We start from the raw sequence: 16,577 nt of genomic DNA, 5'->3' as shown, positions 1-16,577 counted from the left end.
CCGCTCGTCCTGCCCGCCCCCGCGCTGGACGAGCTCGCGCCGCTGCTCGCCGACGGGAAGGTGGACCTCGCGGTCACGGCACCCGGCGGCCCGGCGCAGGTCGCCGACGCCCTCGCCGCCGCGGCCGGGCTGCCCGTCGACGTCCGGGCACTTGAGGTCGCCGTCCCCGCCGAGACGGCGCCCGCCGAGTTCTTCCGCGCGCTCGACCGCGCCCGCGCCGGCCGCGAGGACGTCCCGGTCTACGTCGAGGTCCCCCGCGACGAGCGCCGTCCCGCGGTCATCGCCGCGCTCGCGTCCGCTGGGCACCGCGCGAAGTTCCGCACCGGCGGCGTGACCGCCGACCTCTACCCGTCCCCGGGCGAGCTGGCCGCCGCGGTCAAGGCCGCGGTGGACGCCGGCGTGCCGTTCAAGGCCACCGCCGGGCTCCACCACCCCGTCCGCGCGACCGACCCGGAAACGGGCGTCGACCAGCACGGATTCCTCAACCTGCTGCTCGCCACCGACGCCGCGCTCGACGGCCGTCCGGCCGCGGACCTGGCCGCGCTCCTCGCCGACCGCGACGCCCCGGCCGTCGCCGCCCGCGTCGCCGCCCTCCCCGCCTCCCGCGTCGCCGCCGCCCGCGCCCGCTTCCAGTCGTTCGGGACGTGCAGCATCACCGACCCCCTGACCGAGCTCGCGGACCTCGGGCTGCTCCCGACCGCGATCACCGAGGACATCCGATGACCCGCATCTCCATCCCCGCCGACTCCCCGTACGGGCTCACCAACCTCCCCTACGCCGTCTTCTCCACCCCCGGCACCGCGCCCCGCGTCGGCGTCCGCGTGGCCGACACGGTGGTGGACCTCGCGGTAGCGCTCGACGACGACGTTTTCGCCCAGCCGACCCTCAACGCCTTCATGGCGCAGGGACACGAACGCTGGGTGGAGGTCCGCGAGCAGATCCTGGACCTCGTCTCCGACGACGTCCCCGACACCGCCGTCCACCCCATCGGCGCGGTCACCATGCACCTGCCGATCGAGGTCGCCGACTACGTCGACTTCTACGCCTCCGAGCACCACGCGTCCAACCTCGGCCGCCTTTTCCGCCCCGACGCCGAACCCCTGATGCCGAACTGGAAGCACCTCCCGGTCGGCTACCACGGCCGCGCCGGAACGGTCGTCCCGTCCGGCACGGACATCGTCCGCCCCAGCGGCCAGCGCAAAGCCCCGGACGAAACATCACCGTCCTACGGCCCGTGCCGCCGTCTGGACATCGAGGCAGAGGTCGGCTTCATCGTCGGCTCCGGTTCCCCCTTGGGCACCCCCGTCAGCGTGGACGAGTTCGACCAGCGCGTCTTCGGCGTCGTCCTGCTCAACGACTGGTCGGCACGGGACATCCAAGCCTGGGAGTACGTCCCGCTCGGCCCGTTCCTGGGCAAGAGCTTCGCGACGTCCATCTCCCCTTGGGTCGTGCCCCTCCTCGCCCTGGAAGCCGCCCGCGTCCCGACACCGCCCCAGGACCCCGAGCCGCTCCCCTACCTCCGCGAGAAGAACCCATGGGGACTCGACCTCGACCTCGTCGTCGAGTGGAACGGCCAGGTGGTCTCCCGTCCGCCCTACAGGGAGATGTACTGGTCACCCGCGCAGATGCTCGCGCACATGACGGTGAACGGAGCCTCGTCCCGCACCGGCGACCTCTTCGCCTCCGGAACGGTCTCCGGCCCGCTGAAGCAGGAGCGTGGCGCCTTCATCGAACTGAGCTGGGGCGGCAAGGAGCCCATCGAGGTGAACGGCGAAAAACGCACCTTCCTAGAGGACGGCGACGAGGTCGCCATCTCCGCTACCGCCCCGGGCCCACGAGGCACCCGCATAGCCCTAGGCGAAGTCCGCGGACGCGTCCTCCCCGCCAACCCCTGAGCACGGCCTTACCGGTACCTGCGGAGGTCGGCGTACCAGGCGACGATCGTGGCGGTGACGACCACGGCTCCGGCGCCTGCGAAGACGGGACGTGGATCACCGTCCAGTGCGCCGGTGAGGGCGCCGGCCACCACTACTCCGAGCGGGTCGACCGCGAGGAAGAGCAGTCTCACCGTGCCGGTGATCCGGCCCAGCAGTTCGCGGGGCACCAGGTGCTGCCGCTGGGTTCGGTTGACCACGCTGGCGACGCCTCCGGAGGCCACGGCGATGCTGACGGCGGTCGGGGAGAGGTGGAGGGTGTCGCGGGCGTAGTAGACGATGAGCCGTTCCACGCTCAGGCAGAGGTTGACCACCATTTGCAGCGCCGTCATGACCACGAGCAGACGGACGGACAGCAGGAAGCGAAGCCCGTCCACGAAGTCGTGGAGCATTCCCCGTAGGCGTGGCCCGGAGACAAGCGGGCGCGGTCGCGGCGAGCGTTGCCGGACGGCGACCAGGCTTGCCAGCGAGACGACGAAGGTCAGCGCGTTGATCAGCAGTGCGAGGGGGAGATCGCCGGACGCCGCGAGCACGCCGACGGCGGCGGGGCCGAGGATCAGTGACATCTGCCTGGCGAGTTCGATGGCGGCGTTCGCGCGGATGAGTCCGGGCTCGGGGAACAGGTCCTTGACCACGACCATCAGAGCCGTCTCGAAGAACACCTGGCAGGCGCCGCCCGCGACGCTGAGGACGAGGATCGCTCCGACGCTCGCGGTTCCGGTCGCCGCCAAGGCGAACAGGGCGCCGGACAGGGCGGCTCTCAGCGCGTCCGCCAGCATGAGGACCCGCCACGGGTCGCACCGGTCGACCAGTACTCCGGCGGGGAGGCCCACGCACAGGAGTCCGAGGGTCTTGGAGGCGGCCGAGAGGGCGACGAGCAGCGGGTCGCGGGTGAGTTCGAGGACCAGCAGCGGGACGGCCGGCAGCGCCATCCCGTCACCGAGAAGCGAGGTCGCCTGGCCTCCGAGGAACACCCGGGCGCGCCATGGGCGCGGCTGCTTCATGCGTCGAGTTCAGCTCATCGGGGGCGGGAGGTGAACCGCGGGCGTGAAGGCGGAGACGCCCGGCCGAGGGAGCTTCGGCCGGGCGTCTCCTGGGGGGAGGGGTCAGGTCACTTGATGTTGAGGGGGCGGTACGGCTTGTACTGGCTGCCCGAGGACAGGCCGTAGGTGCGGGTGCGGTGGTCGGTGCCGTAGCCGCCGCGCTGCTCGTAGGCCCAGTACGAGGTGTGCTTGCTGTTGGCCCACTTCTCGAAGATCACCACGTGCCGGGTGGTGTTGCTCCCGATCGCGTCGATGATCAGGTCGCCCTTCTGGAGCTGGGACAGCTTGATGCGCTTGCTGTACTTCGACGAGGCCAGGCCGACCGTGTTGGGGCCGGGCTTCGGGAGCCGCAGCGCCATGGACGCGTAGCCCGAGCAGTCGGTGCGGTAGCCGCCGTGGGTCTTGTTCTGGCTGTAGGGGACCCGCTTGCTCGTGTGCGGGTGCCACGTCTTGGCGTTCGCGATCACCTGGGCGCGGGTCACCTTCGGGACGGCGGCGGCGGTGACGGCCTGGTCGGCGGACTGGAGCTGGGCGCCCTGCGCGGCGGCCGGGTGCGAGGACGGGCTGGAGACGCCGTAGAGGCCGAACGCGGTGCCGCCGGCGAGGGCCAGCGAGCTGACGCCGATGAGAATGGCTCGGGGGGAAGCCATGGGTAATCCTCCATGAATGGTCGTGGAATTGTGCCGCCTCAAACGGCGGTTGGAGTCGCTGTCGATCGACTCGGCAGACTTTAGGCAGCGCCGCGGCGGGTTCGCCTCGGATCCGTCCGAGGTTGGGACATGGGGACCGCGGGACAGCTCTGACCTGCTGGGACGCCACCTGGAGCGGGACGGCGCCGGGACAATGGGACGCAATTTCGGGGCACTATGGGGTTCACGGCTCGTGCGCATGCGCCAACGCAGTGTGATGGTTTCTGGATTCGGCCATGGCGAGAGTGGATCTGGGCATAATGGGCGGCCGACCGGGGCCTTGAGCGACGTCGGCGGACCGGTGCCGAACCGACGGTGTGACCTGCGGGAGTAACCGGAATGAGCCGAAGCCGACCAGCGACTCCACTGCGCGACGACCTGCCCGAGCCCGTGCGCCTGCTGCTCACGGAGCTGCGCGGGTTGAAGGAGGAGTCGGGCTACGACCTCCGTGCTCTGGAGCGCAAGACCCACGCGAGCCGGTCGTCGTGGGGGCGGTGGCTCAGCGGCGAGACGTGGATCCCGATGGACGCGGTGGGGGCGCTGGCGGCGCTGTGCGGTGCGGACCGGCGGCGGCTGGAGGTCCTGTGGGAGGTCGCCGATCAGGCCAGGCGGTCGCCCGCGTCCTCAGAGACGACGGACGCGCCGGTCACCGTGCCCGAACGGCCGGACACGGCAACCGATGACCACGTGCAGGCGGTCCCGGTGGCGGGCGACGGCGGTGATCCCGCGCAGGGGGACGGCAAGGACACGGTCGGCTTCCGGACGGGACGGCGGCAACGGCTGCTGTTCGCCGGTGCGATCGTCGGGTGCGCGCTCACGGCCGGGGCGGCGGGCATGGCGCTCGGGGCGACGTTGAAGTCCGGGCCGGACGGGTCCCCGGCTTCCGGCAAGCCGACCGGCGCGGCGCCCGCGCTCGCCGGTGGGTCGGCTCCCGCGCCGGTGATCCGGCGGGACGTCATCGCGCGTGCCCGGACGTGGCATCCGCACGCGGCGGGACGGGTGCCGTACGACCAGGCGGCCAGCTTCCAGGGGTACCGGACGGACGGGTCGGGCTACGCGTCCATGGCGCTGGGGCTGCCGAAGCCGGGGCCGAACTCGGCGGCGCTCGTGGCGTCCTACTGCCGCCGCGTCCCGGCGTCGTCGCTGGGGCCGGGCGATCTCGTCATCAACGCGACCGGGGACGCGAACCGGCGGGAAGTGATGATCTTCGAGCGGTGGACGGACGCGTCCCACACCGCCTACTGGGCGTACCAGCAGCGGCGGGGCTATGGGACGGACCATCTGATCCGCCGGGACGTCCCGCGCGAGGGCGGTCCCTTCCAGGCCTGCCGGCCGAAGAACCTGCATGAGGATCCGGTCGGCTGAGGCTCCGGTCGGCTGAGGCTCCGCTCAGGTGTGCCTCGGGACGAGCCTGAAGGCGATGAAGGCGGGGAACTCCTCCAGCTTGGCGTGGTCGTCCGGGTAGTGGTCGGCCATCTCCGGGGCGGGGCGGGGTTCGAGGAGGGTCTCGATGAGGAGGCCCGCTTCCCGGAACTCGTCGCAGATGGCGGTGAGGGGCCGGCGCCAGGCGCGGATGGGCCAGTCCGACTTGGGGCTGAGGGACTCCTCGACGGGTTCGGACGTGAAGTAAGAGCCGCCTAGGCGGAGCCACGCGGTGGTGGGGTGTTCCGTGGAGAGCACGAGGGTGCCGTCCGGTGTGAGGATGCGGCGGAACTCGCGGAGGAGGGCCACCCGGTCGTCGATGTAGTGGATGGCGAGCGCGAGGACGACGAGGTCCACGGAGTCGGACGGGACCCAGGTGAGGGGCGTCGAGAGGTCGTGCAGGCGGATGTCGGCCCGGCCTCCGGTGCGGGCGCGGGCCATCTCGACGAAGGTGGGGGACGCGTCGCAGCCGCTGACGTGGGCGCCGCGGTCCAGGAGTTCGCGCGCGTAGAGACCGGGGCCGCAGGCGGCGTCGAACACCGCCTTGCCCGCGACGTCGCCGGCGAGGCCGAGGACGGCGGGGCGGTCGTAGAGGGCGTTGTGGGCGCTGGTCTCGGCGTGGGCGGCGTACTCGTGGGCGAAGCGCTCGTACATGCCACCGATCGTGCCAGACAAGATCATCTCGATGGACGGCCGGACTCGGTCAGGCCGACGCGCGCGGCGGGCCGGGCGGAGACGAAGTCGTCGCGGGCGGCGGTCGCCGGGTTTCCGTTGACGCGTTCCCGGCGTCCCCGGTAGTTCGTGATGTCGTTCGGAGGCGGTCCGTCTGATCTTCTCAGGGGGCGAGGCCGATCCTGGCCATGGAGGCGGTCGGTTCAGCGCCCCTGGCCGGGGCGTGCATGAATCCGCCCTGGTGGAGCTGGGTGTGTCGTTCCACCAGGGCGGTCAAGGGGACGGGCGTATGCCGTGCTTCAGGCGGCCGGGTCGGGGGCCTCGCGTTGCGCGCGGCGCTGGGCGTCGCGGGACTGCTCGGCGACGCGGCTGAGCTCCGCGACGCGCTCCTCGTCGCGGGTCAGGTTCGTCCCGGTGGCCGGGTCGAAGATGTGGATGCGGGAGGTGTCGATCCACAGGTCCGCGTCGTGGCCCGCCGTGATGAGGCTCCCGGCGTCCAGCGCGACGACGGCCTGGGTGCGGAGCTGGTCGCTGTCCAGCTCGCGCGACAGGTCGCGCAGCTGCGCGGCGACGTCGGGCGGGGCCTCGTACGGGACGTAGGCGTACAGCTCGTTGCCGAGCCATTCGGTCACGTCCACCCGGGCCTGGACGATGCTGCCCCGCAGCCGCTTCTCCTCCCCGACGAGCAGGGCGTCCTCGAAGTGCTCGGGACGGATGCCGACGAGCACGACCTCGCGTTCGCCGATCGCGGCGGCCTTGCGGGGGTCGCGCAGCTCGAAGCGGCCGAGCGGGGTGTGGAGGGAGGCGCCGTCCGCGCTCCGGTCCACGGACGCGGGCAGGAAGTTCATCGACGGCGAGCCGATGAACCCGGCGACGAACAGGTTGACGGGCTCCTCGTACAGCTCGCGCGGGCTGCCGACCTGCTGGAGGACGCCCCTGCGCAGCACCGCGACGCGGTCGCCGAGCGTCATCGCCTCCGTCTGGTCGTGCGTGACGTAGACGGTGGTGACGCCGAGCCGCCGCTGGAGCCGGGAGATCTCGGTGCGCATCTGCCCGCGCAGCTTCGCGTCCAGGTTGGACAGCGGCTCGTCGAACAGGAACGCGTCGGCCTGCCGGACGATCGCGCGGCCCATCGCGACGCGCTGCCGCTGCCCGCCGGACAGGTGCGCGGGCTTGCGCTCAAGGTGCTCGGTGAGCTCCAGCAGCTCGGCGGTCTCGGTGACGCGGCGCTGGACCTCGTCGCCGGGCACCTTGGCGAGCCGCAGCGGGAACGCGATGTTCTCGAAGACGGTGAGGTGCGGGTAGAGCGCGTAGTTCTGGAAGACCATCGACAGGTTCCGCGCCCGCGGCGCGATCTTGTTGACGACCCGCTCGCCGATGCGCATCTCGCCGGACGTGATGTCCTCCAGCCCGACGATCATCCGCAGCAGCGTGGACTTCCCGCATCCGGACGGGCCGACCAGGATCATGAACTCGCCGTCCCGCACGTCCAGGGACACCTCGTTCACGGCCGGGAAGCCGTCGCCGTACAGCTTGACGATGTTCTTCATGGAGATGGCGGCCATGGTTGCCTCCGAGCCTCGGCTCAGCCCTTGACGGCGCCGGACGTCAGCCCGGCGACGATGCGGCGCTGGAACAGCAGGACGATGACGACGACGGGGACGGTCACGACGACCGCCGCCGCGCAGATGGCGGTGGTGGGCTGCTCGAACTGCGACTCCCCGGTGAAGAACGCCAGCGCCGCCGGGACGGGGCGGGCGTTGTCGGTGGAGGTCAGCGAGATGCCGAAGACGAAGTCGTTCCAGCAGAAGAAGAAGGTGAGGATCGCGGCGGTGAACACGCCCGGCGCCGCCAGCGGGACGATCACCTTGCGGAACGCCTGCCAGGTGGTGGCGCCGTCGACCTGCGCCGCCTGCTCCATCTCCCACGGGATCTCGCGGAAGAACGCCGACAGCGTCCAGATGGCGAGCGGCAGCGCGAACGAGATGTAGGGGATGATCAGGCCGGGCCAGGTGTCGTAGAGGCCGATGTCCCGCCACAGGTTGAACAGCGGGCCGACCAGCGACACGACGGGGAACATCGCGATCGCGAGCGCGAACGACAGGATCGCCTTCTTGCCGGGGAACTCCAGCCTGGCGATCGCGTACGCGACGAGCGTCGCGAACACGACGCCGACGAACGTCGCGATCAGCGAGATGCCGATCGAGTTGACGAGCGCCGCGGTGAACAGGTCGGTCCTGAAGACCGTCCGGTAGTTCTCGAAGGTCCAGGCGTGGGGCAGGAAGCCCTTCTGGTTGCCGATCTCGCCGGGCCGCTTGAAGGACAGCATCACGATCCACAGGATCGGGAAGACCGTCCAGACGAGGATGAGCGCGGACGCGGCGATCCACAGCCACTTGGAACGGGTCGACTCCATCACCGGTCACCTCGCACCTGGGACAGGTCCACCCGGAAGCCCCGGATGAACACGGCCGCGATCAGCACCACCGACAGGAACAGCAGGACCCCGACGGCGTCCCCGAGCCCGATCGCCGTCCGGGTGATCGTCTGCCGGTAGGTGAGGAACGAGAACGTCTCGGTCTTCTCCTGGCCGGCGGTCATGACGAAGACGTTGTCGAAGATCCGCCAGGCGTCGAGCGTGCGGAACAGCACCGCGACGAGGATCGCGGCCTTCATGTTGGGGATCGTCACCCGGAGCAGCCGCTGCCACGCCGTGGCGCCGTCCACCGTCGCGGCCTCGCCGAGGTCGCGCGGCACCTGCGCCAGCCCGGCGAGCAGCAGCAGCGAGATGAACGGCGTCGTCTTCCAGATCTCCGACAGGCAGATCACGAACAGCGAGGACCAGCGGCCGGAGAACCAGGCGTAGTCGCCGAGCCCGAACCAGCCGTTCACGAACCCCGACTGGAGGTCGAAGGCGTACTTCCACGCGAACGCCGAGATCACGGTGACGATCCCGTACGGCAGCAGGATCGCGGTCCGGACGGTCCGCCGCGCGAACAGCGCGCGGTGCATCACCATCGCCAGCCCGAACCCGATGACCAGCTCGACGGCCACGGTGACGAACGTGACGACGAACGTGGTGAGCACGTCCTGCCAGAACAGCGGGTCCGACAGCGCCGTCCCGTAGTTGGCGAGGCCGACGAACCGGCGGTCGTCCGGGGCGGTGAGCCGGTAGCTGAACAGCGACAGGTACAGCGCGTTGACCAGCGGGTACGCGGTCACGAGCAGCATCACGATCACGGCGGGGGCGGACAGGAGCAGCCCGAGGCGGCGTTCGGCGCGGCTCCGGTCGGAGATCTCGACGCGTCCGGCGCGCGGCCGTCCGGCCGCCGGGGCGGTGTCCACTGCGGTCATCGTCCGTCCCCTCTCAGAGCAGGGCCTGGTCGCGCAGGACCTGGCGGATGAACGAGTCGGACCGGCGCGGCGTCGTCGCCGGGTTCACCGACGCGGGGGGATGCCACCGGCTCTGCACGGCGCCGGAGACGTCGGTGTAGTAGGGCGTGATCGGGCGGGGCGCCGCCGTGGTGATCGAGTCGCGGATCAGCCCGGCCATCGGGAACTCCCGCTTGACCTGCGGGTCGTCGTAGACCGCGGCGCGGGCCGCCGGGTTGCCCGAGTCGAGCATGTACTTCTTCTGGTTCGCGGTGGAGGTGATGCACTTGACCGCGTCCACCGCGAGGGTGTCGCGGTGCTTGCCGTACGCGCCGATGCCGATCTCTATGCCGCCGAACGGCGGCTTGCTCTGCTGCCCCGCGGTGACCTGCGGGTAGCGGGCCCAGCCCAGGTCGGACGGGATGCTCTTCGAGATCACCCCGTCCTTGGCGTCGCCGTTCTCGGCCCGCCAGATGTAGCCCCAGTTGACCATGAAGCCGCCGCGCGGGCCGTTCAGCAGGGACCGCGCCTGCTCCTCGATGTCGGTGGACAGCGTCGGGCTCGCCGCCCGCGACCGGGCCAGCCGCTGGATGATCGTCGCGGCCTGGCGGCCGGCGGGCGAGTCGATGTCGATCGTCGCGTCGTCGCCCTTCTGGGCGTTCGTGATGATCTGCCCGCCGGCGGACGCGATGAGGGCGTTGATCCACACCATGTAGCCCTCGTACTTGTTCCCCTGCACGCCCACGGTCGTGTTGGTGCGCAGGGCCGCGTCGATGAGCTTGTCCCAGGTGAAGCCGGGCGCCTCCGGGTTGACGCCGGCCTTCCGCGCGACGGACTTGCGGTACCAGAGCAGCTGGGTGTTGGCCCAGAACGGCGCCGCGTAGAGCTTCCCGTCCCAGGTGGAGCTCTGGACGGCGGGCGGGAACACGCCGTCGGTGAACTGCGCCGCCTCGCTCGCCGGGAACGGGCGCAGGAACCCGGCGTTCGCGGCCTCCGCGACGAACACCGGGTCCAGGCTCATCAGGTCGAGCCCGGAGTCCTTCGCCGCGAGCCGCCGGACGAGCTGCTCGCGCTGCTGCGTGGCGTCGAGCGGCAGCACCGAGGTGTCGATCTTGTACCGTCCGCCGGCGGCCCGCGTGCAGTCGGCGGCCAGCGTCGCCTGGCCGCCGTTGTCGGGGTTGACATACCAGCGCAGCGACGGCGTCCCGCCGCCGCCTCCGCAGGCGGCGAGCCCGCCCGCCAGGAGCGCCAGCGCGACGGCGCTCCTGAGCGTCCGGGATGGGCCGGTTCGCTGTTTCCGGGGCGATGCCGGCGGATGGTCACCCGTCCGGCGCGTGCTGAATGGATCGGTCCATTCGGTTCGTCTGGAATCCGTCCTGCTCCCAGCCGTTCCGACTCGCTCGACCATCGGGCCTCCCGAAGCCTCCCACCACGCGCGGGCGCTTCGCCGGGCCGCAAGCCATGGCGGGACCGGTTTCCATCTGAACACCGGACATCAGGCCTGTCGAGATCCCATTCCCGCCCGGTGAGGAGAACCCAGCCCACGGGTAACACGAAGCACACCCGGCACATAAAGGCATAAATCCGGAATGGACGTCACCGGGGGACTTCTGCGAAAGGGACGGAGACACGAAGGGAAGGAGGGGAGGAGGGACGAAGGCGCCAAAGAAAGAAGGCGCGGAAGGCTCGCGGACCCCGACCGACCCGCGAGCCCCCCGCGCCTTCGCCTGTGGAAGCGGCCTGGCGCAGTACCGGCTCAGTAACCGCCGGCTCAGTAGCCGCCGCTGCCCGAGCCGTAGCCGCCCGAACCGGACCCGGAGCCGGACCCGGAGCCGCCGCCGCTACCGCCGGTGGCCGCGGCCTTCTTGCCCTCCGGGGTGGTGGCCCACCAGACGCCGCCGACGCCCTGGCCGTTGGTGTCGCCGGGCTTCAGGTCCTTCTCGTAGTAGTACATCGGCCAGCCGTTGATGGTGAGCTGGCACTTGCCGTCGTCCTTGCGCTCGATGAAGTTCACGAGCTTGCGGTCGACGCCCTCCAGCTTCAGCTTCTTCCAGCCGTTGAAGACGGCCGGCGGCCACGCCTTCTTGCACGCCTTGAAGCAGGTGGAGTTCGGCGGCTTGTTCGTGTCCTTGTCGTAGCGGTAGAGCGTGCGGCCCTTGCCGTCCGTGAGGATCAGGCCGAGCTTCGGGTCCTGCTTGGCCTTGACGACCGTCCAGCCCGCCCACCGGTTGTTCGCGGCCGGCGCCTTCTTCGGCGCGGCGGCCAGCGCCTTCTTGCCGGTCGGCGCGGCGGCGTACCAGGTGCCGCCGACACCCTGGCCCTTCACGTCGCCCGGGCTCTGGTCCTTGGCGTACCGGTACAGCGGCCACCCGCCGAGCGTGACCTGCCACTTGCCGTCGGGACGCTTGACCTTGCCGACCAGCGACTGCTCGACGCCCTTGACCTCGGTGTCCTCCGTGCCGGCCCACACCGGCGGCCACGCCTTCGCGCACGCGTTCGTGCAGGTGGACGCGGGCGGGCGCGCGGTGTCGTTGTCGAAGCGGTAGAGCGTCTTGCCCTCGCCGTCCGTGACGACCTTGCCGAGCTTGGTGACGCTCGCGACCTCCAGCGTGGTCGGCTCCGCGGCGGGCTCCGACGGCGACGCCGAGGCGGAGGGCTCCGTCTTCGCTCCGGCCGCCGCGTTCTGCTGCTTGCCCGCGGTCTCCTGCCCGCACGCGGTGAGCACCAGTCCGGTCGCGGTCAGGGCGGCCGCGGCGGGGATCGCCCAACGTGGGAATTCCATGTCGTGTCCTCCATGTCGGTCTGGGCCCCGGCTCCGGTCCAGGTCCCACTCGTCCGATCGAGGTGAAGCGGCCGCACCGCTTGCCCGGATCGAGGAGCAGTACGGTGATGGACGCGGGCCGGGTTCAACCCTCTCCGCGCCCGGAATGGAACCGCCGGGCCGCGAAGCGGGTCAGATCCGCAGGCAGAGCAACCGACCGGTCGCGAGGTAGATGTGGCCACCCCCGAACCCCCCGCCGCCGCGGGCGTCTCCGTCGACCTGCGCAAGGAGCCGCCGGCGCCGGCCGGATCGTTCCCCGGCGCCGGGCCGGCGCCCACCGCGGCCGACCGGCTCCCGGACCGGTCCGCCGGGCCCGCGTGGATCGTGATCCCGGCGCGCGTCATCGCGCTGGTCGTCCTGATCCCGTTCCGGCTCCTCCACGACCTGGTCCTGCTGGTGGGACGGGGCCTCGCCTTCCTCGGACGGCCGGTCGCCGCCGTGATCAGGGCGATCGCCTCCGGTATCGGCCGCCTGCTCGACGTCGTCCTCATCCGGCCGGTGCGGTGGCTGCTGGTCACCGTGGTCCTCGGCGCAGTGCGGTTCCTCGGCCGCGTGACCGGACGGGCGGCCCGCTGGCTCTACCGCACCGTGCTCGCCCCGATCGGACGGCTGGTCGCCGCCCTGGCGCGCGGCGCCGGTGCGGTGCTCGGTGTCGTGATCAGCGTGGTCGTGCTGATCCCGCTCCGCTTCCTCGGGCGCGGTCTGGCGTGGCTCGGGCGCGGTCTGGCCTGGGCCGGGCGCGTCGTCGGCCGTGGGCTCGCGCTCCTGGTCGCGGGCATCGGAGCGGGGCTCGGCTGGCTGCTCGCCACACTCGTCGTGCTGCCCGCCGTGCTGCTGTGGCGGTACGTCCTGCGTCCGCCGCTCCGTGGGCTCGCCTGGCTCGCCCGAGGCATCGGACGCGGGCTGGCCTGGGCCGGACACGTCCTGTTCGTGCTGCCGGGCCGCGCCGTGTGGCGGTACGTCCTCAGGCCGATCGGCCTCGGTGTCGCCGGGACGTGGCGCCTCGCCGCCCGCGTTCTCCGCTGGCTCTGGCGAACCCTCGTCGTCATCCCCGCTCGCTGGGTGTGGCAGGTGTGGCGCGCGCTGGTCGTCGCCCCGGCTCGGTGGGTCAGGGTGCACGTCGTGCGTCCCATCGCGGGGTTCGTCCGGGAGACGTGGCGCGTGACCGTCCGCGACCCCCTCCGGTCGGCGCGGCGGACGATGCGCGAGACGAGCCGGGACGTCCGCCTCACGCTCCGCCGGACCTTCCGGGGCCGCTGATCGGCAGGGCCGCCGGCAGGGCTGGAATACTGGGCGCGCGATGTATCGACTCCTGTTCTCACTGGTCATCACCCGCGCGCCCGCGGAGTCCGTGCACCACCTGACGCTGCGGGCGCTCCGCGCGGTCCAGGCGGTGCCGGGCGCCGTGCCGCTGCTCCGCCGCCTCCTCGCGCCGCGCGATCCCGCGCTGTCCGTCCGCGCGCTCGGGCTGGACTTCCCGAGCCCGCTCGGCCTCGCCGCGGGCTTCGACAAGGACGCCGTGGCCTACGACGCGCTCGGCGCGTTCGGCTTCGGGCACGTCGAGATCGGCACCGTGACGGGACGGCCGCAGCCGGGCAACCCCCGGCCGCGGCTGTTCCGGCTGGTCGCGGACCGCGCGGTCGTCAACCGGATGGGGTTCAACAACCAGGGCTCCGAGGCCGCGGCCGAGCGGCTGCGGAACCGGCGGCGCGGGACGGTCGTCGGCGTCAACATCGGCAAGACCAAGGCCGTCCCGGAGGGCGAGGCCGCCGCCGACTACGTCGCGAGCACCGAGCGGCTCGCCCCGCACGCCGACTACCTCGTCGTGAACGTCAGCAGCCCGAACACGCCGGGACTGCGGAACCTCCAGGCCGTGGAGCACCTGCGCCCGCTGCTCGCGGCGGTCCGCGAGGCCGCCGACCGGTCCGCGCCGCGCCGCGTCCCGCTGCTCGTCAAGATCGCTCCGGATCTCGCCGACACCGACGTCGACGCGGTCGCCGACCTCGCGCTCGACCTCGGCCTGGACGGCATCATCGCCACCAACACCACCATCGGCCGGGACGGCCTGCGCAGCGCGCCCGAGCTCACCGGCGAGACCGGCGGGCTCTCCGGCGCCCCGCTGAAGGAGCGGTCCATCGAGGTGCTGCGCCGCCTGCGCGCCCGCACCGGGGACCGCCTCGTCCTCGTCTCGGTCGGCGGTGTCGAGACGGCCGACGACGTCTGGGAGCGGATCCGCGCCGGCGCCACGCTCGTGCAGGGCTACACGGGGATGATCTACGGTGGCCCGCTGTGGGCGCACCGCGTCCAGCGCGACCTGTCCCGCCGCCTGCGCGGCAGCGCCTTCCCCACCGTCGCCGCCGCCCGCGGCGCGTGATCAGGGCAGCTCGAAGAAGCCGTCGGCCACCAGTTCCGGCAGGACGGCCGCCGCGTGCGCGCGTGCCTGCGCCGGGTCCGTGCCGGTGAGCTGCGCGATGGCGTCGAGGAGGGGTGCCAGCGGCAGCGTGCCGTCGCACACTCCGGCGAGGGCGGCCTCGATCGTCCCGACCCCGGCGGCGCGGCGCAGCCGCTCGGTCTGGCGCAGGACGATCCGCTCGGGGTCCTCGGCGCCCGGCGGGCCGATCTGCTCCTGGACGACCCCGGCCGCGGTGCGCAGCATCGCGGCGCCCAGCGCGCCCGCGTCCGGCTCCGCGCCGGCCCCCTTCATCCCCAGTTCTCCACAGGCTGTGGAAAACTCCCGGGCGGCCGCGAGGCCGTCCAGGACGGCCGCGGCGTAGGCGCCGACGGGTTGCTCGACGGCGTGCCGGATCTCCTCGACCCGGATCGCCGGACGCTCCGCGCCGCCCCGCCTGAGCGTGATCCAGCCGAAGCCGACGCCCGTGACGCCGTGCCGCTCGAAGTGGTCGAGCCACGCCCCGTACCGCGTCCGGTACTCCGGCGTTCCGGCCTCGCACGAGTCCCGCAGCCAGAGCTCGGCGTACTCCGCCGGGTCCTGGACGTCGCGCTGGACGACCCACGCGTCGCATCCCGACTCTTCCGCCCAGGCGCCGACGCGCTCGTCCCACGGGACGCCGTCGACGTGCAGCCAGTTGGCCAGGAGCTGGCAGTATCCGCCGTCGTCGAGCAGTCCCCGCGCCTCGGCGACCAGCCTCCGGCAGAAGTCGTCCCCCGGCATCCCGGACTCGCGGTAGGTGAAGCGGCGGTCGCCGGACGGCGCCACGACGAACGGCGGGTTCGACACGATCAGGTCGAAGCGGCGGTCCCGGACCGGCTCCAGGAACGACCCCTCCAGCAGCTCCGCGCCCTCGACCCCGGACAGCGCGAAGCTCATCGCGGCGAGGTCGAGCGCCCGCGGGTTGACGTCCGTGGCGGTGACGGTCCGCGCCCCGCCGCGGCGCGCGAGGTGCACCGCCTGCACCCCGCATCCCGTCCCGAGATCGAGAGCGTTGTCCACAGCCCTGTGGACAACCAGGCGGGCCAGGTTCCCCGAGGCGCCGCCCGCCCCGACGACATGATCGGGCGCCACGACGTCGCCTGATCCCGGCCGCACCTTGAGGTCGGAGACGACGTACCCGGCGTGCCCGCCACCGTCCGCGGCGCCCGGCGGCTCGGGGACGACGGACTCCAGCGGCTCGACATGCAGCCGGGCCCGTACCTCGCCGCCGGACCTCTCGACCAGGCCGGCGGCGACGAGGTCGTCCACGAAGCCCGGGGCCTCGGACGCCGCTTCGAGGGGCGCCGCGTCCACGGGCACCTGGAGCCAGAACAGCCTGGTCAGGACCTCCAGGGGTGATCCACCGGCGATGGCGCGCAGGCCGGGGACGATCTCGTCCCGCGCCAGCGCACCGCCCGCGACCGGGCCGAGCAGCGCGCGCACGCCTCCGACGGTGTATCCGGCCCCTTCGAGAGCGGCGCGGACGCGGTCCATACGGGCACGGTCAAGGGGGAGACGAAGATCGGGCATCCGCCCATCCTGCCCGTTCCGCGAGCCGCTGACCGCCCACGGCGAACGGCGAGTTCCCGGCCGATTACCCATTGACACTACCGGTTAAGTAGGAAAAGGTCGGAGGGGCAGGCACCCGACCGATCGAACGGAACCCATCATGAGCGTGACGGACGAGCTCCTCGCCAACGCCGAGCGGTACGCCGAGTCCTTCAGCAAGGGCGACCTTCCCCTGCCGCCCGCCAAGGGCGTCGCCGTGGTCGCGTGCATGGACGCCCGCCTCAACCCCTACGGCGTCCTCGGCCTGGAGGAGGGCGACGCGCACGTCATCCGCAACGCCGGCGGAGTGATCACCGCGGACGAGCGCCGCAGCCTCGCCATCAGCCAGCGGCTGCTCGGCACCCGCGAGATCATCCTGATCCACCACACCGACTGCGGCATGCTCACGTTCACCGACGACGCCTTCAAGGCCGACATCCAGCGCGAGACGGGCCTGAAGCCCGACTGGTCCGCCGAGGCGTTCACCGACCTCGACGAGGACGTCCGGCAGTCGATCGGCCGCGTCAAGGCCGACCCGTTCATCCCGCACACCGACCAGGTGCGCGGCTTCGTCTACGACGTCACGACGGGCCGCCTGCGCGAGGTGAAGCCCTGACCCACCCGCCGGCAGCGTCGGCGGGCGCG

At 72.1% G+C, this 16,577-nt stretch carries 15 protein-coding genes; 6 read left to right on the top strand and 9 right to left on the bottom strand.

The window, feature by feature from the left end; all coding sequences use genetic code 11:
* A partial coding sequence (locus E1300_RS49890; protein ID WP_165502737.1) for a hypothetical protein occupies positions 1–723 on the top strand: 723 nt, incomplete at its 5' end.
* Positions 720–1,895, top strand: coding sequence for a fumarylacetoacetase (fahA, locus tag E1300_RS08445; RefSeq protein ID WP_131756307.1), 1,176 nt, complete (start codon positions 720–722; stop codon positions 1,893–1,895). The genes E1300_RS49890 and fahA, both read left to right, overlap by 4 nt.
* Before the next feature lie 8 nt (positions 1,896–1,903).
* On the opposite strand, the gene E1300_RS08440 is transcribed toward fahA, so the two are convergent.
* Positions 1,904–2,938, bottom strand: coding sequence for an MFS transporter (locus E1300_RS08440; protein WP_131756306.1), 1,035 nt, complete (start codon positions 2,936–2,938; stop codon positions 1,904–1,906).
* 107 nt (positions 2,939–3,045) lie between these two features.
* Positions 3,046–3,627, bottom strand: a complete 582-nt coding sequence (locus tag E1300_RS08435) for an NlpC/P60 family protein (protein WP_131756305.1) — start codon at positions 3,625–3,627, stop codon at positions 3,046–3,048.
* A 378-nt stretch (positions 3,628–4,005) separates the two neighbouring features.
* On the opposite strand from E1300_RS08435, the gene E1300_RS08430 reads away from it, so the two are divergent.
* Positions 4,006–5,031 (top strand): helix-turn-helix domain-containing protein, encoded by a 1,026-nt coding sequence (locus E1300_RS08430; RefSeq protein WP_131756304.1) that lies wholly within the window; start codon positions 4,006–4,008, stop codon positions 5,029–5,031.
* 24 nt (positions 5,032–5,055) lie between these two features.
* On the opposite strand, the gene E1300_RS08425 is transcribed toward E1300_RS08430, so the two are convergent.
* The 6 genes from E1300_RS08425 to E1300_RS08400 all read right to left on the bottom strand — a co-directional run bounded on the left by E1300_RS08425 (position 5,056) and on the right by E1300_RS08400 (position 11,914).
* Positions 5,056–5,742, bottom strand: a complete 687-nt coding sequence (locus E1300_RS08425) for a class I SAM-dependent methyltransferase (RefSeq protein ID WP_242619016.1) — start codon at positions 5,740–5,742, stop codon at positions 5,056–5,058.
* Between the two features lie 317 nt (positions 5,743–6,059).
* Positions 6,060–7,325 (bottom strand): ABC transporter ATP-binding protein, encoded by a 1,266-nt coding sequence (locus E1300_RS08420; RefSeq protein WP_131756302.1) that lies wholly within the window; start codon positions 7,323–7,325, stop codon positions 6,060–6,062.
* A gap of 20 nt (positions 7,326–7,345) precedes the next feature.
* Positions 7,346–8,176 (bottom strand): carbohydrate ABC transporter permease, encoded by an 831-nt coding sequence (locus tag E1300_RS08415; RefSeq protein ID WP_131756301.1) that lies wholly within the window; start codon positions 8,174–8,176, stop codon positions 7,346–7,348.
* Positions 8,176–9,114 carry a carbohydrate ABC transporter permease gene (locus tag E1300_RS08410; RefSeq protein WP_131756300.1) on the bottom strand — a complete coding sequence of 313 codons (939 nt, stop codon included), beginning with the start codon at positions 9,112–9,114 and terminating at the stop codon, positions 8,176–8,178. The genes E1300_RS08415 and E1300_RS08410 overlap by 1 nt, the downstream gene beginning before the upstream one ends.
* 13 nt (positions 9,115–9,127) lie before the next feature.
* Positions 9,128–10,540: an extracellular solute-binding protein gene (locus E1300_RS08405; protein ID WP_131756299.1), complete on the bottom strand. Its 1,413-nt coding sequence runs from the start codon at positions 10,538–10,540 to the stop codon at positions 9,128–9,130.
* 363 nt (positions 10,541–10,903) lie between these two features.
* Positions 10,904–11,914 (bottom strand): hypothetical protein, encoded by a 1,011-nt coding sequence (locus tag E1300_RS08400; protein WP_131756298.1) that lies wholly within the window; start codon positions 11,912–11,914, stop codon positions 10,904–10,906.
* A 213-nt stretch (positions 11,915–12,127) separates the two neighbouring features.
* On the opposite strand from E1300_RS08400, the gene E1300_RS08395 reads away from it, so the two are divergent.
* A complete protein-coding gene (locus E1300_RS08395; protein ID WP_131756297.1) occupies positions 12,128–13,213 on the top strand; it encodes a hypothetical protein in 1,086 nt (361 codons plus the stop codon).
* A gap of 40 nt (positions 13,214–13,253) precedes the next feature.
* Positions 13,254–14,327 carry a quinone-dependent dihydroorotate dehydrogenase gene (locus E1300_RS08390; protein WP_131756296.1) on the top strand — a complete coding sequence of 358 codons (1,074 nt, stop codon included), beginning with the start codon at positions 13,254–13,256 and terminating at the stop codon, positions 14,325–14,327.
* On the opposite strand, the gene E1300_RS08385 is transcribed toward E1300_RS08390, so the two are convergent.
* On the bottom strand, positions 14,328–15,914 hold the full coding sequence (locus tag E1300_RS08385; RefSeq protein WP_131756295.1) for a DUF7059 domain-containing protein: 1,587 nt from the start codon (positions 15,912–15,914) through the stop codon (positions 14,328–14,330).
* 139 nt (positions 15,915–16,053) lie between these two features.
* Here E1300_RS08385 and E1300_RS08380 point away from each other — a divergent pair, with 139 nt between their 5' ends.
* Entirely contained in the window at positions 16,054–16,548 is a 495-nt protein-coding gene (locus E1300_RS08380) for a beta-class carbonic anhydrase (RefSeq protein ID WP_131756294.1), read from the top strand.
* Positions 16,549–16,577 lie beyond the last annotated feature (29 nt).

It is taken from the genome of Actinomadura fibrosa (genome assembly GCF_900659615.1).
Taxonomy (GTDB): domain Bacteria; phylum Actinomycetota; class Actinomycetes; order Streptosporangiales; family Streptosporangiaceae; genus Spirillospora; species Spirillospora fibrosa.
The sequence above is the reverse complement of the archived record's forward strand: the minus strand, read 5'-3'. Positions and strand labels throughout refer to the sequence as shown.